General features: G+C 51.5%; 19 protein-coding genes. 8 read left to right on the top strand and 11 right to left on the bottom strand.

The window, feature by feature from the left end:
* Window positions 1–253: 253 nt before the first annotated feature.
* Window positions 254–1135 carry a LysR family transcriptional regulator gene (locus tag C1N64_RS21310; protein ID WP_033742412.1) on the bottom strand — a complete coding sequence of 294 codons (882 nt, stop codon included), beginning with the start codon at window positions 1133–1135 and terminating at the stop codon, window positions 254–256.
* Between the two features lie 104 nt (window positions 1136–1239).
* Here C1N64_RS21310 and budA point away from each other — a divergent pair, with 104 nt between their 5' ends.
* The 4 genes from budA to C1N64_RS21330 all read left to right on the top strand — a co-directional run bounded on the left by budA (window position 1240) and on the right by C1N64_RS21330 (window position 5111).
* Window positions 1240–2022 (top strand): acetolactate decarboxylase, encoded by a 783-nt coding sequence (gene budA, locus C1N64_RS21315; protein ID WP_033742414.1) that lies wholly within the window; start codon window positions 1240–1242, stop codon window positions 2020–2022.
* A gap of 15 nt (window positions 2023–2037) precedes the next feature.
* Entirely contained in the window at window positions 2038–3717 is a 1680-nt protein-coding gene (alsS, locus tag C1N64_RS21320) for an acetolactate synthase AlsS (protein WP_054634025.1), read from the top strand.
* Window positions 3718–3742: 25 nt separating this feature from the next.
* Window positions 3743–4516: a (S)-acetoin forming diacetyl reductase gene (locus C1N64_RS21325; RefSeq protein WP_033742618.1), complete on the top strand. Its 774-nt coding sequence runs from the start codon at window positions 3743–3745 to the stop codon at window positions 4514–4516.
* 178 nt (window positions 4517–4694) lie between these two features.
* The gene (locus C1N64_RS21330) at window positions 4695–5111 is read left to right on the top strand and encodes a hypothetical protein (RefSeq protein ID WP_006121976.1); all 417 of its coding nucleotides are present in this window, start codon (window positions 4695–4697) and stop codon (window positions 5109–5111) included.
* Window positions 5112–5326: 215 nt separating this feature from the next.
* Here C1N64_RS21330 and C1N64_RS21335 read toward each other — a convergent pair whose 3' ends face one another.
* Window positions 5327–5800, bottom strand: coding sequence for a nuclear transport factor 2 family protein (locus C1N64_RS21335; protein ID WP_394515564.1), 474 nt, complete (start codon window positions 5798–5800; stop codon window positions 5327–5329).
* 86 nt (window positions 5801–5886) lie between these two features.
* A complete protein-coding gene (locus tag C1N64_RS21340; protein ID WP_006121974.1) occupies window positions 5887–6321 on the bottom strand; it encodes a 6,7-dimethyl-8-ribityllumazine synthase in 435 nt (144 codons plus the stop codon).
* Window positions 6322–6752: 431 nt separating this feature from the next.
* Here C1N64_RS21340 and C1N64_RS21345 point away from each other — a divergent pair, with 431 nt between their 5' ends.
* Window positions 6753–7460, top strand: coding sequence for a phage antirepressor KilAC domain-containing protein (locus tag C1N64_RS21345; protein ID WP_006121973.1), 708 nt, complete (start codon window positions 6753–6755; stop codon window positions 7458–7460).
* Window positions 7461–7518: 58 nt separating this feature from the next.
* On the opposite strand, the gene C1N64_RS21350 is transcribed toward C1N64_RS21345, so the two are convergent.
* The gene (locus tag C1N64_RS21350) at window positions 7519–8316 is read right to left on the bottom strand and encodes a MetQ/NlpA family ABC transporter substrate-binding protein (protein WP_033742422.1); all 798 of its coding nucleotides are present in this window, start codon (window positions 8314–8316) and stop codon (window positions 7519–7521) included.
* Window positions 8317–8555: 239 nt separating this feature from the next.
* On the opposite strand from C1N64_RS21350, the gene C1N64_RS21355 reads away from it, so the two are divergent.
* Window positions 8556–8957, top strand: coding sequence for a cupin domain-containing protein (locus C1N64_RS21355; RefSeq protein ID WP_006121972.1), 402 nt, complete (start codon window positions 8556–8558; stop codon window positions 8955–8957).
* A 130-nt stretch (window positions 8958–9087) separates the two neighbouring features.
* On the opposite strand, the gene C1N64_RS21360 is transcribed toward C1N64_RS21355, so the two are convergent.
* The 6 genes from C1N64_RS21360 to C1N64_RS21385 all read right to left on the bottom strand — a co-directional run bounded on the left by C1N64_RS21360 (window position 9088) and on the right by C1N64_RS21385 (window position 14952).
* A complete protein-coding gene (locus C1N64_RS21360; RefSeq protein ID WP_394515565.1) occupies window positions 9088–9768 on the bottom strand; it encodes an SDR family NAD(P)-dependent oxidoreductase in 681 nt (226 codons plus the stop codon).
* A gap of 1 nt (window position 9769) precedes the next feature.
* On the bottom strand, window positions 9770–10240 hold the full coding sequence (locus C1N64_RS21365) for a YhcH/YjgK/YiaL family protein (protein ID WP_367144117.1): 471 nt from the start codon (window positions 10238–10240) through the stop codon (window positions 9770–9772).
* A 4-nt stretch (window positions 10241–10244) separates the two neighbouring features.
* A complete protein-coding gene (locus C1N64_RS21370; protein WP_172913187.1) occupies window positions 10245–11402 on the bottom strand; it encodes a sialidase family protein in 1158 nt (385 codons plus the stop codon).
* Between the two features lies 1 nt (window position 11403).
* Window positions 11404–12825: a sodium:solute symporter family protein gene (locus C1N64_RS21375; RefSeq protein ID WP_039339478.1), complete on the bottom strand. Its 1422-nt coding sequence runs from the start codon at window positions 12823–12825 to the stop codon at window positions 11404–11406.
* Between the two features lie 77 nt (window positions 12826–12902).
* A complete protein-coding gene (locus tag C1N64_RS21380) occupies window positions 12903–13784 on the bottom strand; it encodes a dihydrodipicolinate synthase family protein (RefSeq protein ID WP_367144119.1) in 882 nt (293 codons plus the stop codon).
* 22 nt (window positions 13785–13806) lie between these two features.
* Window positions 13807–14952, bottom strand: a complete 1146-nt coding sequence (locus tag C1N64_RS21385) for an iron-containing alcohol dehydrogenase (RefSeq protein ID WP_289368323.1) — start codon at window positions 14950–14952, stop codon at window positions 13807–13809.
* 503 nt (window positions 14953–15455) lie between these two features.
* Between C1N64_RS21385 and C1N64_RS21390 the strand changes: the two genes are divergently transcribed.
* A complete protein-coding gene (locus tag C1N64_RS21390; RefSeq protein WP_394515566.1) occupies window positions 15456–16442 on the top strand; it encodes a D-threonate 4-phosphate dehydrogenase in 987 nt (328 codons plus the stop codon).
* Window positions 16443–17296: 854 nt separating this feature from the next.
* Window positions 17297–18769 carry a mannitol dehydrogenase family protein gene (locus C1N64_RS21395; protein WP_394515567.1) on the top strand — a complete coding sequence of 491 codons (1473 nt, stop codon included), beginning with the start codon at window positions 17297–17299 and terminating at the stop codon, window positions 18767–18769.
* A gap of 38 nt (window positions 18770–18807) precedes the next feature.
* Here the strand turns inward: C1N64_RS21395 and C1N64_RS21400 are convergent, their stop codons facing one another.
* Entirely contained in the window at window positions 18808–19797 is a 990-nt protein-coding gene (locus C1N64_RS21400; RefSeq protein ID WP_394515568.1) for an alpha/beta hydrolase fold domain-containing protein, read from the bottom strand.
* Window positions 19798–19962: the final 165 nt, after the last annotated feature.

The following is a 19962-nucleotide window of genomic DNA, read 5'->3' on the forward strand; positions in this document are numbered from 1 at the left end:
TATCAGTTCTTTGAGAAGGTTCAAAAAGTTAATTAAATGTTAGAAATGGCATTGACTTTTTTGCACCAATGTGGTGCATTAATTCAGCTAATGCGAATGAAAATTTCATTTATGTGAAAACACAAAGGCAACATGAAATAGCCCGGTGACGCATCAGGGGGATATATTCGCAGCGCTTATTTCCCCTTTTCATACTGCATCTTTTATTTTTCCCGCTTCGTTTCTGCCATCGGAAGGAGTGATCGGTGAGTGTTTAACGCGCAGGAATGAGTGCTAATAAATGGTTCACGGCCTTGGACGCATTATTACGCCGCCAGGCAAAAGCGACATCAGTAAAGAGCGTATTCTCTGCAATGTCACGAAAGCAAATGTGGGGATTCTGTACGCAAATCATGGATTCAGGGATCAGCGCAATCCCGCAGCCCGCGCCGACCATCCCCAGCGAAGAGCTGATTTGCGGGGCCTGCTGGAAAGAGGAAGATGAAAAACCTGCCCGTAAACAGGCACTGACAATGAGTTCATACAAACTGGGCGAAACTTCACGTGGAAAAATAATCAACGTTTCGTCTGCCAACTCACTTAGCGCAATGGCCGTTTTATGTTTCAGATGATGGTCGGCAGGCAGTGCCAACACCATCCGCTCGGTCGAAATAACCCGCAAATTAAATGACCGACTGCTTTCACAGGGTAAACGAATAAACGCCGCGTCCAGTAGTCCTTCCTGAAGATCCTGTATCAGTAAAGACATGTTTTCTTCGCGGGTCATTAATTCCAGTGCAGGATAGCGGGCTTTAAAGTGCCGAATGATTTCGAACACACGAGGATTAAACGCCACCGAACTCGCAAAACCTAATGACATTTTTCCGCTCATCCCACGGGCAACGCCTCTGGCTTTCTCCAGGGCATAATCGGCCAGCTGAACAATTTCAATCGCGTCTGTCAGAAAAGTCTTTCCAGCCTCTGTCAGTTCCACACCACGTGTCAGCCGCTTCAACAGCGGGGTACCAATTTCATGCTCCAGGCGCTGAATTTGTTGACTCAGCGGCGGCTGCGAAATGCCCAGTAGTTCAGCCGCTCGGGTGAAGTGTTGAGTCTGTGCGACCGCAACAAAATAACGTAGATGGCGCAGTTCCATATTAAAAACGTCTCAAAGTTAACAGGTTTTGCTATTGGATTCTGTCGGCAAACGGGACCACCATAATGTTAACACGGCTTAACAGTTAACCCATGAGGCATCCAATGAGCAATTTTGTAACTGATTGTTCCTGCGAGGATCAACTTAAAGATACGGTGAACAAACTGCAAAAAAATATGCCAGAAAGTGTTATGTATCAAACCTCTTTGATGAGTGCACTTCTGAGCGGTGTTTACGAAGGTGAAACCCGAATTGCAGATTTACTGCGTAAGGGCGACTTTGGCCTGGGCACGTTCAACCAGCTCGACGGAGAATTGATTGCATTCGACAGCAATGTTTATCAGTTACGGGCGGATGGCAGCGCCCGTCCTGCCCATCCTGAGCAGAAAACGCCCTTTGCGGTTATGACCTTCTTCCAGCCTCAGCATAAACACACTTTCGAACGTGCTGTTCCACGTCATGAGCTGCACCAGTTAATTGACAGTGAAATCACCTCGGACAATCAGTTCTGTGCCTTACGTGTCAGCGGCCACTTTTCATCGGTACAAACCCGTACCGTTCCGTGTCAGTGCCGCCCATACCGCTCGATGCCAGAAGTGCTCGGCAATCAGCCCATCTTTGAATTTTCTCATCGCAGCGGTGAGCTTATCGGGTTCCGTACGCCACAGTACATGCAGGGCATCAACGTCGCCGGGTACCACGAACATTTTATCACCGACGACAGAACCGGAGGCGGTCACATTCTCGACTACGTGCTTGAAGAGGGCACGCTGACCTTTGGCGCCATCAGCAAGCTGGTCATCGACCTGCCGGAAAACAGTGATTTCCTGCACGCCAATTTGACGCCCGAAAACCTGGATGACGCTATCCGTTCTGTCGAAAGCTAATAACGAGGCCTGAATATGAAAACCCTCTCAGATACAACCCTCTGGACCTGCGGCGCCGACCTGGTTGTCGCGCAACTGGAAGCACAGGGCGTCAGCCATGTGTTTGGTATTCCGGGTGCAAAAATCGATAAAGTCTTTGATTCATTGCTGGATTCGTCTGTTCAGACCATTCCCGTGCGGCATGAAGCCAATGCTGCGTTTATGGCCGCTGCGGTGGGCAGACTGACCGGAAAAGCAGGGGTGGCGCTGGTCACCTCCGGTCCTGGTTGCTCCAATCTGGTGACCGGTATGGCGACCGCGACCAGTGAAGGCGATCCGGTTGTGGCGCTGGGGGGCGCCGTCAAACGCTCTGACAGCGCCAAGCAGGTCCACCAAAGCCTGGATACCGTCTCGATGTTCCGCCCGGTCACAAAATATGCGGTAGAGGTGACCGATCCCTCCGCACTGGCTGAATGCGTGTCAAATGCCTTTCGCCATGCGGAGCATGGTCGCGGAGGCGGTGCGTTTGTCAGCCTGCCACAGGATATTGTCGACCAGCCGGTGACGGGCAAAGTCCTGGCCAGCAAAGGCGGTATCACCCTGGGGGCGGCACCCGACGTCATGATTGATGCGGTCAGTCGTGAAATAGCCAAAGCAAAAAATCCGGTGATTCTGCTTGGCCTGATGGCAAGCCAGCCTGAGAACAGCGAGGCCATTCACGATCTGTTAAACCGCAGCCATATCCCTGTTACCAGCACCTATCAGGCAGCAGGCGCGATACGTCAGGAGCACTTTTCCCGTTTTGCTGGCCGCGTGGGTCTTTTCAACAACCAGGCCGGTGACAAACTCCTCCAGCAGGCGGATCTGATTATCACGATTGGCTACAGCCCGGTTGAGTACGAACCGGCGATGTGGAATACCGGTAATGCGACGTTAATTCATATCGATGTCGTCCCGGCGGAAACCGACAACCGCTATATACCTGATGCTGAGTTAGTGGGGAATATCGCGGCAACCGTGGGCAAGCTGGCGACGCGGATAACCTCACCCTTACAACTTAGTCAGCAGGCTGCCAGCATACTGGACGATCGCCAACAACAGCGACAGTTACTGGCGCTTCAGGGGGCCAGTCTGAATCAGTTTGCACTTCATCCCCTGCGTATTGTCCGGGCGATGCAGGACATCATCAACAGTGACGTTAGTCTTACCGTGGACATGGGCAGTTTTCATATCTGGATTGCCCGCTACCTCTACAGCTTCCGTGCGCGTCAAATCATGATTTCTAACGGACAACAAACCATGGGCGTTGCGCTGCCCTGGGCTATCGGTGCCTGGCTTGTCGATCCGTCACGTAAAGTGGTGTCGGTATCAGGGGATGGCGGTTTTCTCCAGTCCAGTATGGAGCTGGAAACGGCGGTCAGGCTCAACGCCAATATCCTGCACATTATCTGGGTCGACAATGCCTACAACATGGTGGCGATGCAGGAAGAGAAAAAATATCAACGTGTGTCCGGTGTCAATTTTGGGCCCATTGATTTTAAAGCCTATGCCGAGGCGTTTGGCGCCGCGGGGTTTGCGGTGACCAGCGCAGCTGAACTTGAGCCGACACTGCGTAAAGCAATGGATGTGCAGGGGCCGGCGGTTGTGGCTGTACCGGTGGATTATGCGGATAACCCCCTTTTGATGGGACAACTCCATCTGAGTCAGCTTCTTTAATCACGAAGGAACGGAGGACATGATGATGAAAAATCGAGTGGCGCTGGTAACAGGTGCGGGCCAGGGCATTGGTGAGGCCATTGCGTTACGCCTGGCGAAAGATGGCTTTGCCGTTGCGGTAGCGGATTTTAATTTTGATACCGCTTCTCAGGTCGCGGAAAAAATTAAAAAAGCGCAGGGCAGTGCATTAGCCATCAAGGTTGATGTATCAAAGCGTGATCAGGTTTTTCACGCGGTTGAGCAGGCACGTGAAGTGCTGGGCGACTTTAATGTCATTGTCAATAATGCCGGGATTGCGCCGTCCACGCCTGTTCAGGACATCACGGAAGACATCATTGATAAAGTCTACAACGTCAACGTGAAAGGCGTGATTTGGGGGATGCAGGCCGCGGTTGAAGCCTTTGCAGCGGAGGGGCACGGCGGAAAGATCATTAATGCCTGCTCCCAGGCTGGCCACGTCGGAAATCCTGAACTGGCGATATACAGTTCGAGTAAGTTTGCCGTGCGCGGTCTGACCCAAACGGCAGCCCGGGATCTCGCCCCGGCGGGCATTACCGTAAACGGTTTTTGTCCGGGCATTGTCAAAACCCCCATGTGGGCAGAAATTGATCGGCAAATTTCCGAAGCCGCAGGTCAGCCTGCAGGTTATGGTACCGAGGCCTTCGCCAAAAGAATCACACTGGGCCGTTTATCCGAGCCCGACGATGTGGCCGCCTGTGTAGCCTTCCTCGCAGGACCGGACTCGGATTATATTACCGGCCAGTCTATCCTGGTTGATGGCGGAATGGTCTTTAGCTGATCGCGATCAGGCCTGGCACGCTTGTGCCAGGCGACCTCTGTTCAGTCAGGCCGTTTCTCGTTACTCTTCGCATTGCTTACTGACAAAATTCAGAGCATGCCGAGCGCCTGCGGGCTTCCATCATGCTCTGAAATCGCTAAAATAACGTGCTCATTTGTCAGGGAGTCACACAGCCACAATGCGTTATCGTTATCTGTTTGCCGCACTCGCGGTCGCCACTGCCTTGTCAGGCTGCGCTAAAAAGCAGCCTGCCGCCAATCCTGCTGACGCTTTTGCCGAAGGACAAACGCAGATTGATGTCTCTCATGTGATTACGCGTGCTGACGACGGTTCCCATATTTACCTGACCGTGGATGGTAAAGATGCTGGCGAATTGCCGAATGGCGAAAGTAAAGTCCTGCATGTCCCGGCGGGTAAACATGAAGTCGGCGGTTACGTCCGTACCTTATTTGGTCTGGGACGCGTAACCATTGATCCCCTTGAGGTGACAACGTCACCTAACGACGTGAAAAAAGTGGCCTACACGGTGACGCGCAATAAAGCGACCTTTGTTGAGCAGCCTAAATCAAACGACGCTGCGCAGGAACAAGGTTAAGGCATCAGGCGGGAGGGTCAGTCCGATGTGACTGACCTGAATTGTCGGCGTGAACAGCCTTGCCGGAACTAAAATGCCCAGGTAGTGTGAAAGTCAGGGCTGCTGTTTACAGCCTGAAGGTGAACGGTTCAGACAATATGGTGCTGTTCTTTTCTGTCTCACCCGACGCGAGAAGGTGCGTCAGGTGGATCTCAGACATGTTTCACGGAAATTGCCTACAGGCCAAGATCACTGAGTGAAGGATGGTCGTCCGGTCGGCGGCCCTGAGGCCAGTGAAACAAACGCTGACTCTCGGCAATCGCCACATCGTTTATGCTGGCGTGGCGCCTGACCATGAAGCCATTCTCGTCAAATTCCCAGTTTTCATTGCCATAAGAACGAAACCAGTTTGCCGCGCTGTCATGCCATTCATAGGCAAACCGAACCGCAATGCGGTTTGAGTGAAAACTCCACAGCTCTTTTATCAGCCGATACTCGGCTTCTCGCTGCCATTTCTCGCGCAAAAACGCCACGATTTCGCTACGTCCGCTCAGGAAGATATCGCGATTTCGCCAGACGCTGTCAGGCGAGTAAGCCAGTGAAACGCGTTCGGGGTCGCGGCTGTTCCAGGCATCTTCGGCCAGACGCACTTTCGTTATGGCCTGTTGTTCATCGGTAAACGGTGGTAAAGGCTGGCGTGGGGCTTCCATACTGTCTCCTGAAATAGCGGCACTCTGGATAAGCGCGCCGCCTGGCTGTGATAAACAGACTGTTAAACAGACAAAACCACGTGCGTTTACAGTGAAATGGCGTGAATCTGACGGACTGCGCGTGCCGCTTCTTTGCCTTTTTTCACAAAATGCTCGGTGTAGAAGCGAATGAATTCATCGGCAGGCTGAAAATTATGGGGTGTCAGTGAGACGGAAAACACGGGCACGTTGGTGGCCAGTTGTGCCTGCATGAGTCCGTTCACGACGGCCTGAGCGACAAAATCGTGGCGGTAAATGCCACCATCCACGACCAGAGCCGCACAGACGATTGCATCGAACTTACCGGTTTGTGCCAGGCGTTGTGCCAGTAACGGCATTTCGAAGGCGCCAGGCACATCCCAGGTTTTGATTTCACAGGGCGTGCTGCTGTTGTCCATTTCCTGCTGAAATCCAGCCAGGGTTTGAGAAACAATCTCGCTGTGCCAGTTTGCCTTGATGAAGGCGACTCTTAACGGTTGCATAACTTACTCCAGTCAACGTGACATCCGGTTCCTGAGAGATCGGCAGATGCGCTCATCTTCCCGAATGACTATAAATTCTCTGATGCGTACCATTGCCAGTCACACATCATAAAGACATCGATCCCGCTGCCGGACAGCAGTATCCGGCTGAATTCAGTGATGAATAGCGGACAGTATAAACCGATGTAAACCCCGTGTGCTTACCTTTCACTCGCTTTTGCGGTCTTTCGCGTGTGCCCCGGGTTCCCTGGCAAGGTGAAAAGCGCAGGACCATGCTTTGCGTGCCTCCGGTATCGCGATCGCTGTTCGATTGTGTAACGCATTCCATTTATGATGTTGCTTAAAAATAATACTGGATATTTAAACAGGTAATTGTATAATTATTCCACTGCCCGCTGGGTGTTGTCTGGAATGATTAGGGGGTAAAGCCCATGATGATGTCGACAGAAACTTTCAACGCAACGGATCATGCCATCACAATGAGTAGCCGGGAAATTGCTCAAATGACCGGAAATACACATGGTGAAGTTAAACGGTTAATCAAAAGCCTTGAAACGGCACAGCGCCTGTCCCAGCCACTTTTGGTCAATCTCTATGAACACCAGGGCGAAATGCGCCAGGAATATCACCTGAATAAACGCGATTCCCTTCTGGCGGTGGCCCGGCTTTCGCCTGGCTTTACCGCGGAAGCGCTTGATCGCTGGCAGGCGCGTGAAGAACGCGTTCATCTCCCTGATTTCACGAATCCCGCCGAGGCGGCCCGCGCCTGGGCGGAGCAGTTTGAACAGCGCCGTGCTGCAGAAAAGCAACTGGCCGAATCTGCGCCAAAAGCCGCCTTTTTCGACGATTTCGTGAATGTGGACACCGCGCTCGGTTTTCGTCAGCTGTGTAAAATGCTGAAAGTGAAAGAAACGGATTTTCGTCAGTTTCTGCTCGACCGCAATATCATGTACCGTGAAAAGGGCGCACTGACACCACAGCATTACCATCTGCAGGCGGGTTACTTTACCCTGCACGCAGGAACGGCAGAAAATCAGCATACTTTCTCACAGGCGCGGTTTACCACGAAAGGGGTCCGGTGGATTGCCAGCTTATGGGCCGGGCATTTGTCCGCACAAACCAAAGGCGCTGCCGCCTGACGGCACGTTATGCCTGGAACAGGCCGCCTGCTGCGCGGCTTGCCCCAGGCTATCGGATTTACCAACCTTTAATGGCATCGCCTTTATAAACGTCTTCTGCTTTTGCTGCGACCTCAGGAGACTGAAATGCAGCTTTCAGCTTTTGAATCTTATCGCTGTCTTTATTGTCCTGACGTGAAACCAGGGCGTTAACGTACGGCGAAGAGGCGCTTTCCATAAACAAACCATCGCGATGAGCAGATAACCCTGCCTGCGCAGAGAAGTTGGTATTAATAATGGAAAGGGTGACGTTTGGGTCGTCCAGCGTGCGGGTAAGCTGTGGTGTATCCACTTCGACCAGCTTCAGATGTTTGGGATTATCGGTAATATCCAGCGATGTTGGTAAATAACCCACACCGTCTTTTAGCTTAATCAGCCCCTGAGCCTGTAATAGCAGCAGGCTGCGTCCAAGCGTGGTGGCTTCATTTGATATCGTAATGGTATCGCCATCCTTCAGCTCACTGATATTTTTAATTTTGTGCGAATAGGCAGCGATAGGGAAAACAAACGTTTTGCCCACAACGGCAAATTTATAGCCGCGCTCCTTTGACTGCTCTTCAAGGTAAGGCAGGCTTTGAAAGGCGTTCGCATCCACTTCTTTATTATTCAGTGCTTCATTGGGCAAAACATAATCATTGAAGTTCAGCACTTCAACATCCAGCTGATACTTATCTTTGGCTACTTTCTGTACTTCTTTCCAGATGGCTTCATCAGGACCCGTATTAATAGCCACTTTCACTTTATGATCGTTATCAGGCGAGCAGGCGGACAATAATAATACGGAACTGGCGATTAGCGCCGTCAATAAACCTTTCATGTGTAGGGATTCCCGTCAGTATTTGATGCCGAAAGCCTAATACAAATTCACGGTATTGCGTACTTACGCGTCGCTATAAGATATAACCATCATGCTCTGATTGGGATAAAAAAACATCAGCGCTGTTATCGCTGTCTCCGCCGCCTTTCAATTGCTGATATTAAGTGTGCTGGCGAATTATCAGCTATTTTTAAACGAGTCACTCAGCCCGGCCCGGGGCGTCATTATCAGGAGAAACGATGTCAGGTGAAAACAGCGATAACGCATCAGCATCAGAAATTAAGGCGGTAACGCTGCTCAAAAGTTGCCAGGCATGGAATGGCCAACATATTGACGCTTATCCGCAGGGACAACCCGAACTGACAGTCATACGCTTAACCCTTCCGGCGCAAACCGCCTTGCCCTGGCATACTCATCCGATGCCCAATGCAGCGTTTGTCCTTTCAGGGACGTTAGTGGTGGAGGATAAAGAAACGGGTGAGCAGCAAACTTTTCAGGCTGGTGAAGCGTTGAATGAAACCATCAACAGTGCGCATCGTGGTTTTACGCTGGAAAGTCCTGCTGAACTGATTATCACGTACGCGGGTGTGAAAGGGCAGGAACTGACCGAACCGCTACCCGGCGAGCCGGAAGAGTTTTAGATCGCTATGCGGGCAAAGCCCGTGACGTAATGTGAATAAAAAAGGGGAAGGGCTCACGTCATTTCACCTGAATAAGCGCGACAGCCGTGGTTAAACCAGCCGGTAAACGCGGGTTTAACCACGCGGCGAATCAGGCTTTAAGTGAAGCGCCTCCACATATCACCAGCTCCTGCCCTGTGATGGGAGCAGCGCGTTTACTGAGTAAATAACTCACCAGTGAAGCCACTTCTTCTGGCTGAATCAGGCGTCCCATTGGCGGCAGGATGGGGGCGGATGAGGCCCGTTCAGGTTTGGTCAGCATCGGCGTTTCGGTTGCGCCGGGAGCGACAACATTCACCGTAATTTGCCGAGGAGCCAGTTCCATTCCCCATGAGCGGACCATGCCAACCAGCGCCGCTTTGGTTGCCGCATACTGCGAGCGATTGGCGGCACCGCGCGAGGTACGACTGCCGATAATGACGATCCTGCTGCCTGGCTTAAGCGTTGGCGCAAAGTGATTGATCAGTACTTCGGCTGCGTGAACGTGCAACGACCACAAGCGTTTGCTGGCCGCTCCGTCCAGTTCGCCCAGCGGGGCGGCGACGATCATTCCTGCGGCGTGAATCAGCGCATCCGGCGTTTCAAGCCCGCTGATTGCCGACCTGAGTTGATCGGCATCAGTGAGATCAACGGCGATGCCGTTCAGGTTGGGTAAGGTGGCCTCGCCCTGCGTCCGGCTCAGCCCCGTAACTTTCCAGCCCTTTTGCAATAAATCCTGAGTAATCGCTTTGCCGATGCCAGAACTGTAGCCTGTAACGATAGCGTGACGCATCTCAACCTCCTGACATCGATTTCGGTACCTTAAAGACGGCTTTACGAACGGCTACTGGCGCGCCTGCGGCACACAGGGCCTGATGGGGTTCACCGGGCAAAAAGACCGCAAAGTCTCCCTTACGCAAAGTGATGCTAACCGGTAATAGTTCTGGCTGCGCGATATACAAATCGGGTTTGTGCTCTTCATCTCCGGTCCTGGCAATGGACTGGGTGCCAGCATGAATGACCTCTTCACCCTCCAGCATCACCTGAATGTCAGTCCAAAGATGGTGGTATTCCGTATGACGCAGTGTGGCGTCCTGGGTGGTGGCCTGTTGAATCGTGCAAAACCACGCTGCATTTTCCGGCTGCCATCTACCGATATCCCTTGCGGCCAGTGCTTCAAGAGAACAGTCGGGTAACCGGAGCAGAGCCAGTAAGGGTTCGGGTAACCCTGCCAGCGGCAGGGCGTTCAGATTGCCGATAATCATCTGCTTACTCCTTCACCCAGTCGGGTGTGACGCGCGCATATTTAATCGCCTGGCGGAAATAGGTATACGCGATATGTAAGGTACCCTGTGCATCCTGTTTAATGCTCGGGTAGGAAAACTCACGGTTCAGTTTTTCCTGAGAATTGTTTGTCATACAGTAACCGTCACCTTCATCCAGGTTTTTCTGCCAGGGCCAGGTTTTGCCGCCATCGGCGGAAATTGCGACAGTCATTGGGGCGCGTGGTGCCCCCCAGAAAGCGCTTCGTCCGGTTGCTTCAGGCTCCTTTCTGCCGTCACCGTCATCGATCTCATCATAGAGTGACGCGCGACGTTCCGTTGCCCCGGCTGCGCTCATGCTATTAAACACCAGCGCCAGTTCGCCACTTTGCAGCGTCGTCACCTGAATTGACGAATTGTTGTTAGGTAACACTGTGGCTTCAGGCGCTGTCCAGCTCTCACCACCATCGGTGGATCGGCTGAGATAGATATTGTCTGCCCAACGGCTGCGGTAAAGGGCAACCAGCGAACCATCCTGCAGGGCAGTGATATTCATATGCACGCACCCCAGGCTTTCCGGCACAACCACATCCCGCCAGCTTTTACCCTGGTCGGATGAAATCTTCACCGCACTGATATCGTCGTTACCCACCCACTTTTCACCCGGCTGTGTGCGGCAGTAAAACACCGGGAGTAACCAGTTGCCGTTTTCCAGCACGGTGATGGGCTGACGGATAAAGGTGCCAGGTTTATCCAGTAACGTGTCAATGGGCCCCCAGGTTTTACCCAGATCGCCAGACTGGCGGTAGCGGACAATCGCCGTATCCTGATTACCGGACAGCTGTGCGGTCCACAATAGCCACAGCACGTTATCGGGCGCGAGGAACAGAACGGGATTCTGCTCAGAACGGGTTGGATCGTCAGACAGTTTTACCGCCTCACTCCAGATATGGCTGCCTGCAGGTAAGCGTGAGCACCAGACAGAGATATCGGCTATGCCTTCCTGTGTGCCGCCAAACCAGACGCAGAGCAGGGAACCATCGTGCAGCGGTAAAATATTGGCGGCGTGGTTCTGTGGGCATGACGAAGGCAGCATTGCGGTCAGTACGCGGTCATCTTTTTCCCATGGCGTCAGGATGCCATCGCGCGTTACGGTTACAGTCATTTTATTCTCCTTTTCCTGCGGCAGCTCTGGCGTGTTCAGCCGCTGCGGTTCTGGCTTTGCTGGGGATCATATGGTCAATCGCCATGATCAATGCGGGCGTCAGTAGCGCGATATACATGTTATTAATACCGAACGGATCGCCTGCCAGATACCAGACTGAGGTCACGACACACGCACCAATCAGGCCGGCATTGGCACCGCGAGTACTTCTGTAGAACGGGGCATAGAAGGCAATGACCGCGACAACGGTAATAGACAGGCGAATCGCTCGGGTAAAAAAGGACAGTTTCAGAACTTCAGGGACAAACAGGACAAAGATCAGCGGCAGAAAGCCAATCAGCAGCGACAACCAGCGCGTGGTTTTAAATTCCTGCTCTGTCGTGGGTTTGAAATAAGGCACATAGAAATCCTTCACCACCAGTGACGCGATAGCCAGGGCAACGGTACTGACGCTGACAAATATAGAGGCAACTAGTGAGGTCGTTACCAGACCAGCCAGCCAGGGATTCATATCCTGCAGAAACACCGGCAATGCATACAGGCTGTCAATATTGGGGTGGAGATATTTGGCTGCCACACCGATAACGGCAATCGCCAACGCAATCGGCATACAGAACAGAAAGGCAATCCAGGTCGAGCGCTGCGCCGACTTCACACTTCTGGTCGACGAGATAGCCTGAATGACAAACTGGGTGCAGAAGATCGAGCCAATCGTCCCGATAAGCCAGGCGACAATGGTTGACGCGCCGATATTACCGTCCCAGGTCCAGTAATAAGCGGGCATTTCATTGATCATAGGCTTGAGGCCACCCGTTTGTGACAATGCAAACCAAAGAATAGCCAGGATACCAAAATATTTCAGCGCGCTGTGTAGCATGGTGACCCAGGCGATTCCTTTTAAACCGCCGAAGGCAAAATAGAACGTACTGACTACAGCCGTAATAAAAGCGGCAACCGGCAATGTCACGTGTAATACAGTGGCGATTGCCGCCGCACCGCTGACATAATTTCCCACATTGACTAAAAGCAGGGCATAAATCATGATCAGTGAAATAATATTCTTGGTGCTGTTACCGTACTTTTCAGCAATCGCACCCGAGATGGTAATTTTACCGGTATTATAAATGCGTTTCACCAGAATCATGCCAAAAAGGGGAAAGCCAATAGCGGCGCCAATGACTGACCAGGACGCGGCAATCCCACCTTCAAAGGCGGCCTGAGCCGTGCCGATAGTCGATTTTGCACCGATATATTCTGACATCAGCAGAATGCCTACAATAAAGGCTGGCATGGCTCTTGAGCCTTCCATAAAATCGCCCGCGTTTTTACTACGTAACCGGAATGTCAGCCAGGTGGTAAAAAGAATATATGCCAATACAATGCCGATAATTATCAGGGTGTCCTGAGCGTTGAATGTTTTCATTATAGCCTCAGATAGAGCAAGATAAATTCGGGGAGCGCTTTATGCTCCCGGTATTTAAAATTTATAAATTCTTATTATCATTTCAGGTACAGCTTAATGATTCTGCGAATTTCCTCTTTCTGCGCAGCGTCAAAATGAATGGCATAACGGCTCTCGCCCACGTTATGGCCTAAAATTTGTAGCGCTTTTTTTACTGCTGCAGGTGAAAAGGCGACCTTATAAAGATCGGTGCGTAACCCTGTGACCTGTTCCTGCGCCTGACGTGATCCGTCAATATCGCCGGCATGAAAGCGTGACCAGATCGCATTTATCTGGTGCGGTGCAACGTTAGCCAGGCCTGATATACAGGCAGAGCACCCTTCAACAAAGCCTTGATGGATAAGTGAATCGGGGCCGTTAAGCACGTCAAAGTTATCGCATTCTTTTACCGCGTCCAGATAGTCGCGCAGGCTTTCATAACTTCCGGCACTGTCTTTTACACCAATGATATTGGGATGGGCAGCAAGGGTGCGGGCGGTTTCTGGTTCAATCGTATTGCCTGTTCTGGCCGGAATGTTGTACAGAAAAACCGGTACGGAAAGGCCATCCGCAATTGCCGTGTAATGGTTAATCAGTTCGCGTTGATTTAACGGCACAAAATAGGGCGTGATTACTGAAACCGCATCCACGCCCAGCTTTTCAATTTGTTTACCCAGGCGAAGGGTGTCCCGGGTCGATATCTCACCAATATGGGCAACAACCTTTGCCCGCCCCGACACTTCGTTAACACAGGTTTCTGTAACAGTAAGCTTTTCTTTTTCGTTGAGAACAAAGAACTCACCGTTTGTGCCTCCGCAAAAAATACCGTTACCGGCATTGAGTTGTCGGGTAACCTGGCGTTTCAGTTCATCAAGATAAAGATCACCTTCCTGAGTAAAAGGCGTCACAATCGCTGTAAGTACACCTTCTATTTTTTTCATCTTTACCCACTCCTTTCGGCGGTTAAATTTTAGGGAACAGGGTCCGGTAAATATCGGCCACATCCTGATGACTTACAGCGCAGGGTGAATTGTTCATTAAACGCTTCACATTGAGTGCAGATTCGCTCAGCGCATCAATATCACCTGACGGCACGCCTAATGTTTCCAGGTTATCCGGCAGATTGAGCCGTTTAACTAATTTGGCGAGATAGTCGACCAGCGCGTGCGATTTTTCTTCCGGGGTCAATGTGATATCGGCGCCCGGAATCAGGTCCCAGACAGTGGCAAATTTGTCGATGGCAAACGGGCGCACCACTTTCATACAGGGTGCCAGCAGAATGGCATTGGCGACGCCGTGAGGCAGGTGATAAGTGCCTCCCAGAGGATACGAAAGCGCATGAACAAGATGGGTGCCGGCGTGCGCGATTGCCGCGCCGCCATAATAAGAAGCCCATAGCATTTCCAGCTTCGCGTTCAGGTTATGCGGTTCAGTGACGGATGTTTCCAGATTCCGGAACAGCTTATGCAGGCCCATCAGCGCAACGTTGTCACCCACAGGGTTCGAAATGGTGGCGGTATAACATTCCAGTAAATGGCACAGTGCATCAATGCCCGTTGATGAGGCGATATGCGCAGGCATGCTGGTGGTCAGTTCTGGAATTAATGCGACATAATCCGGCAGCATCACAGGGGAAATGATGCCTGATTTGGTGTTTTTTTCAGGGATAGCCAGAATAGCATTGGGCGTTGCTTCCGAACCCGTTCCCGCCGTCGAGGGAATAAGCAGTGAGGGTAAACGGGCTGTAATTTTCCCGCCATCAAGCAGCGCCTTAAGGGAGGGTGACGCAACGTGACATAACACAGAAAGCAGCTTCGCCACATCCAGTACGCTTCCACCGCCAATGCCCACCACTAAATCAAACGTTTTACCTGCTGTACGCGACAGCACCGCTTCAACATCGGTATGCGTGGGTTCTGCCGGAACATCATCGATCAGTTTAACGTGACGGCCATCCTGACTGAGCAATGTCAGGATTTGCGTGGTCGCGGGCAAATTTACAATGTTCTTGTCTGTTAAAACCAGCAGGTGTTGTTTGTCCGCGACGACCGGCGTCAGTGCCTTTATCGCGTCGGAACCGCTCAATATTGTGCTGTTAATTAATGCCACGTCTGTCTCCCCATAAATGACTGAAATTCTTCATTCCGCTTAACTTCGCTCACTCACTGGCTAAATTTATAAATAAAATGGCGCTTTATTAAATTGATCTTGCTCACATATAATCGAATGTGATTGAATATAATCATTAAGGTGAGGGGCAAAAACTGATGAGGTGCGTTGTGGCTCTGATCTTCAGGCGCTTTTGACAACATGGGGCGACAAAACAAGAGGGCCATATCTCTGACCGTTGACCGGATGAGTGAAATCGCTCAACGACGGCAGTGCGGGTTTGCACGCTGGGCTGATTTTAGCGACAAGGCGTCAGGGATGGCTAAATGGGCTGCTGCAACCGTCTCGGCCCGGACGCAACGCGGCACAGAAGGGCGGCGGAATATGTTCCTGGTGGGCATGCATCCGGTTGTGACTGACGTCAGGCGGGATTAACGAAAGCCGGTGTTTGGGTAATGAATCTCCCCCTTCAAAAATTTTGAGCGTCGTTGAGGAGAAAATAAGTGACGAATGTTGTGGCGATTACGATGGGCGATCCGGCTGGGATCGGTCCTGAAATTATTATTAAGGCCTTAACCGAGGGCGCGTTAGCGGGTTCGCCCGTTGTGGTTATCGGTTGTGTACAAACGTTCCGCCGCATACTGGCAATGAACATAACGCCGCAGGCGGAATTAAACGTCATTAATAACGTGTCCGAAGCCACCTTTATGCCCGACGTTATTCATATTATCGATGAGAAAGTGGCACATCCGGAGGCACTACAGTGTGGGGTTGTGCAGCCTGAAGCGGGCGATGTGGCTTATCGATGCATCAAACGTGCAACAGAAATGGCGATGCGCGGTGATGTGAAAGCGATTGCGACGGCTCCGCTAAATAAAGAAGCGCTGCATATGGCCGGTCATCATTATCCGGGTCATACGGAATTACTGGCAAAATTAACTGACACCAAAGATTATTCGATGGTGCTCTACACCGATAAACTCAAAGTGATCCACGTCAGCACGCATATTTCTCTGCGGACATTCCTGGATACGCTCAGCCAGGCGCGCGTTGAAACGGTAATCAGAATTGCCGATACGTTTTTGCGCCGGGTCGGTTATAGCCAGCCGCGTATTGCGGTTGCGGGCGTTAACCCACACGCGGGTGAAAATGGGTTGTTCGGAGATGAGGAAATTCGCGTGCTGACACCGGCGATTGACGCGATGAAGGCGCAGGGCATAAACGTCTATGGCCCGTGCCCGCCGGACACCGTATTTATGCAATGCAATGAGGGCATGTATGACATCGTTGTGGCTATGTATCATGATCAAGGCCATATTCCGCTCAAGTTGTTGGGCTTCTACGACGGCGTAAATATTACCGCAGGCTTACCGTTCCTGCGCACCTCAGCCGATCATGGCACGGCCTTTAACATTGCCTGGACCGGTAAAGCGAATCCCGAAAGTATGGCTATCTCGATTGATATGGCGCTGCAAATTACGCAAGCATAGCGTTGTGCGGGAAGGGAGGCTCAGGGTGACATGATTGCGTTGCCCTGCATACGGCTTCTGGGCGGCTGTGCAAACCTTCGCGATAAAACAGGCACCTGAACCGATATAACCTTAATACAGCGACGCGTCGGGAAACGGGTGTCTGTCATCGCATGCGGGTGCAATATCAATACAGCACCGTATCGGGCTGGTTTCCAAAATGCTCCGGCTCCACAGAGGCATAACTGACAGCCTTACCACGTACACGTCGAATAACGCCAGATGGGGGAATAAAAAGCGTTCAGCGTTAATGTCCCGCCAGTCAAATACGGCGTTGAGTTTCTGCCTGATTTCCGTTTTGTCCGTAGCGAAATAGCTCACCCTCAAACCCGAGTGCTCTTAAACCCATTGGTGCGATTAAGTCTTTTTATACATGACGCCTGATGAGGTCGGCCCTTTTTAAAAGCATTCTTTCGGATTTTTTTAAATTTTGGTTATTCACCCGCATCGCAAAACAGCGTGCTAATACGCATCAGCCTGTTCGAAGGTTAATTCTTCTGTAGTGCCATTAATATTTATAGTTATAAAGAAGTTATGATTTTTATTTTCTTTGTTAATTAATACAATTTTGCCAAAAGACATAATTGCCATTCATCACATTTTTTAATTATAACTGGTATGGTAGTGGAACAATTCTGCCGCTGACGATAGGCTTCCCGCACCAATTCTGTTTTAAAAACTTTCCTTTTGCCGTGGTGTTCTCAGGCGCTTGATCCAAACGGCGCCGCACAGGAAAACATCAAGGCGATCTCCAGGTGCTGCCGTTATTTAACGTCAGTGTCCACGCAGCTAATAAAAAATAAGGTGAGAAAGAAATGCAAACTACCCTACTGAATGCGAAGGCGACGGTTCCAAAATGGAACAGGAATAAGCTCGTCCCGCGTATTGTCCATCTTGGATTCGGTGCTTTTCATCGGGCTCATCAGGCGGTCTATGCCGATGTTCTTGCAGCAGAACATAACAGCGACTGGGGCTACGTCGAAGTTAATCTCATCGGCGGGGAACAACAGATTGCCGATCTGAAACGTCAGGGATTATTGTACAGCGTGGCAGAAATGTCGGCTCATGGCTGGGAAGGGCGCGTAATTGGTGTGGTGAAGCAGGCGCTTCACGCTCAGGTCGATGGAACCGAAGCCGTACTTCACGCCCTGTGTCAGCCCGAAATTGCCATCGTTTCCTTAACGATTACCGAGAAAGGCTATTGTCATTCACCGGCAACGGGCGAGCTGATGCGCGACCATCCTCAGATTGTCGCTGATCTGGCTCAGCCTCACCAGCCGCTTTCTGCGCCAGGGATCATCGTTGAAGCACTGGCGCGTCGCAAGGCTGCTGGTCTGCCTGCGTTTACTGTGTTGTCCTGCGACAATATTCCAGAAAACGGAAAAGTGATCGGTCAGGTCGTGCGTGCTTTTGCCCGACAACGTGACAACGACCTGGCAGACTGGATTGAACAGCAGGTGACGTTCCCTTCAACCATGGTGGACCGTATCGTACCGGCGATGAATCCGCAGAGTCTTGACGCGATCGCGGCGCTTATTCAGGTGGCCGATCCCGTCGCGGTAGCCTGTGAGCCCTTTCGCCAGTGGGTTATTGAGGATAATTTCGTCGCAGGGCGGCCGGCATGGGAAAAAGCCGGTGCAGAGTTAGTCAAAGACGTGCTGCCTTACGAAGAGATGAAACTGCGTATGTTGAACGGCAGCCATTCATTTCTGGCTTACCTGGGCAACCTTGCGGGTTATGAGCATATTTATGACTGTATGCAGGACCCGCACTTTCGCCTTGCTGCACGACGCTTAATGTTGACAGAACAGGCACCGACGCTGACCGTTAAGAACGTTGATTTGATCGATTATGCCGATCGGCTGATTGCACGCTATGAAAATCCCGCGCTACAGCATCGTACCTGGCAAATTGCGATGGATGGCAGCCAGAAGTTACCGCAACGTTGGTTACATTCCGTTTGCTGGCACCTCAAGCGCGGCAGCCGTTTTGATCTGCTTGCATTAGGTATTGCCGCATGGATGCGCTATGTCAGCGGTAAGGATGACCAGGGAAAAGAGATTGAGGTCTGCGATCCTTTATTGGCGTCTATACGAACCGCCGTTGACGGCAGCGTAGAAGGGGAGGCGAGGGTAAAAGCGCTGTTAGGACTGGAAGCTATATTCGGCCACACGCTGCCCGATAATCCCTGTTTTGTGCAGCAGGTGGTTAAGTCCTATCTCCATCTACTGGACAAAGGGGCAAAACAGACTGTCGCTGACCTGATGGCTGACGTGTCAGCAGTCTGATGACCAGGCAAACCACATAAAGTGGTTTGCCTGGTGCATTACAAATTGTCGTTTAAATTGGCTGTGCTCTTGCTGCCTGTTCGTGTATCAGGGTGCAGCACCTCTGAAAACCAGTTCACAACCAGGCGGATGACGTCAGGTTGATACCAGACCTCATCACCATGTTCTGCACCTTTCACCACGACGTACTCAACCTTATCACCTGCCTTTTTCAGCGCATCAAAGAGTTGCGCACTTTGATGCGGTGAAACGAGTGAATCTTTGTCACCGTGCATAATCAGGAAAGGCGGTTTGGGGTTCGCAAGATGGCCCATGGGACTTGCCTGACGGGCTTTATCAGGATCATCCATGACAGACGCGCCTGCAAAATCGTGGAAGGCCGGTCCATGAATCAAAAGGGCTTCAGTGACGGCCGGTGAGGCATGGACCTGTTGATTCTCTTCAGAGAAGCCTTCACCAATATTGCGTAAATCTGAAATACCGTAAATCGTGGCGGCGGCCTGGACGTCAGATGATGTTTCTGTGAAATCACCCTGATCGAAAGCGGTCTGACCATTTGTCATGCCCAGCATTTGTGCCAGCCAGCCTCCTGCCGAATCGCCTAAAACACCAATACGATGAGGATCGATACCGTACGTTTCTGCGTGCTGTCTCAGATAGCGTACGGCCGCTTTCCCGTCAACAACCGGCGCAGGGAAGGTATCCGGTACAACACGATATTCAGCTGCGGCCACAACAAAACCGGCTTCTGCCAGCGCCATGCGCATCTGAATAAATTTCTCATGGTCGGCACTGGTAAACCCCCCGCCCGGAAAATAAACAATTGCGGGTTTGACTGCATCGGTGCGGGGCACCAGTAATGACATGTGAAGCGGTCTGACCGATCGTAGCGTTGTAATCTGCGAATAAACCACGCCAGTGATCGCATCAATCTGGTTGCGCACAGGGTGGACTACAATCACCTTTGCGCCTTCACGGTATCCGGTCAGTTCAGTATTTTTCGTTGCCATCGCGTTACTCATCGTCATGATTACGGCCAGTCCCCAATAAAAAAAGTGTGGCATACATTCATAATTATTCCCTGAGACGTTGAAAGAAAGTATGAATTGTTAAGGGTTTTTAAAAGGTTGCAGGGGCGTTCAGCCTTTGCCAGCAGACGGTAGCGCATAAGGCATAGCGCGGTGTTGAGCAAG

The sequence above is a fragment of the Pantoea sp. SGAir0215 genome, assembly GCF_043543215.1.

What these genes read in the sequence shown, in the direction of transcription:
- C1N64_RS21340 (WP_006121974.1), bottom strand. Translation starts at nt 6,321, where the DNA reads ATGCAACCGTTAAGAGTCGCCTTCATCAAGGCAAACTGGCACAGCGAG.
- C1N64_RS21360 (WP_394515565.1), bottom strand. Translation starts at nt 9,768, where the DNA reads ATGCGTCACGCTATCGTTACAGGCTACAGTTCTGGCATCGGCAAAGCG.
- C1N64_RS21375 (WP_039339478.1), bottom strand. Translation starts at nt 12,825, where the DNA reads ATGAAAACATTCAACGCTCAGGACACCCTGATAATTATCGGCATTGTA.
- C1N64_RS21365 (WP_367144117.1), bottom strand. Translation starts at nt 10,240, where the DNA reads ATGATTATCGGCAATCTGAACGCCCTGCCGCTGGCAGGGTTACCCGAA.
- C1N64_RS21370 (WP_172913187.1), bottom strand. Translation starts at nt 11,402, where the DNA reads ATGACTGTAACCGTAACGCGCGATGGCATCCTGACGCCATGGGAAAAA.
- alsS (WP_054634025.1), top strand. Translation starts at nt 2,038, where the DNA reads ATGAAAACCCTCTCAGATACAACCCTCTGGACCTGCGGCGCCGACCTG.
- C1N64_RS21330 (WP_006121976.1), top strand. Translation starts at nt 4,695, where the DNA reads ATGCGTTATCGTTATCTGTTTGCCGCACTCGCGGTCGCCACTGCCTTG.
- budA (WP_033742414.1), top strand. Translation starts at nt 1,240, where the DNA reads ATGAGCAATTTTGTAACTGATTGTTCCTGCGAGGATCAACTTAAAGAT.
- C1N64_RS21400 (WP_394515568.1), bottom strand. Translation starts at nt 19,797, where the DNA reads ATGACGATGAGTAACGCGATGGCAACGAAAAATACTGAACTGACCGGA.
- C1N64_RS21355 (WP_006121972.1), top strand. Translation starts at nt 8,556, where the DNA reads ATGTCAGGTGAAAACAGCGATAACGCATCAGCATCAGAAATTAAGGCG.
- C1N64_RS21335 (WP_394515564.1), bottom strand. Translation starts at nt 5,800, where the DNA reads ATGGAAGCCCCACGCCAGCCTTTACCACCGTTTACCGATGAACAACAG.
- C1N64_RS21380 (WP_367144119.1), bottom strand. Translation starts at nt 13,784, where the DNA reads ATGAAAAAAATAGAAGGTGTACTTACAGCGATTGTGACGCCTTTTACT.
- C1N64_RS21325 (WP_033742618.1), top strand. Translation starts at nt 3,743, where the DNA reads ATGAAAAATCGAGTGGCGCTGGTAACAGGTGCGGGCCAGGGCATTGGT.
- C1N64_RS21345 (WP_006121973.1), top strand. Translation starts at nt 6,753, where the DNA reads ATGATGATGTCGACAGAAACTTTCAACGCAACGGATCATGCCATCACA.
- C1N64_RS21310 (WP_033742412.1), bottom strand. Translation starts at nt 1,135, where the DNA reads ATGGAACTGCGCCATCTACGTTATTTTGTTGCGGTCGCACAGACTCAA.
- C1N64_RS21395 (WP_394515567.1), top strand. Translation starts at nt 17,297, where the DNA reads ATGCAAACTACCCTACTGAATGCGAAGGCGACGGTTCCAAAATGGAAC.
- C1N64_RS21350 (WP_033742422.1), bottom strand. Translation starts at nt 8,316, where the DNA reads ATGAAAGGTTTATTGACGGCGCTAATCGCCAGTTCCGTATTATTATTG.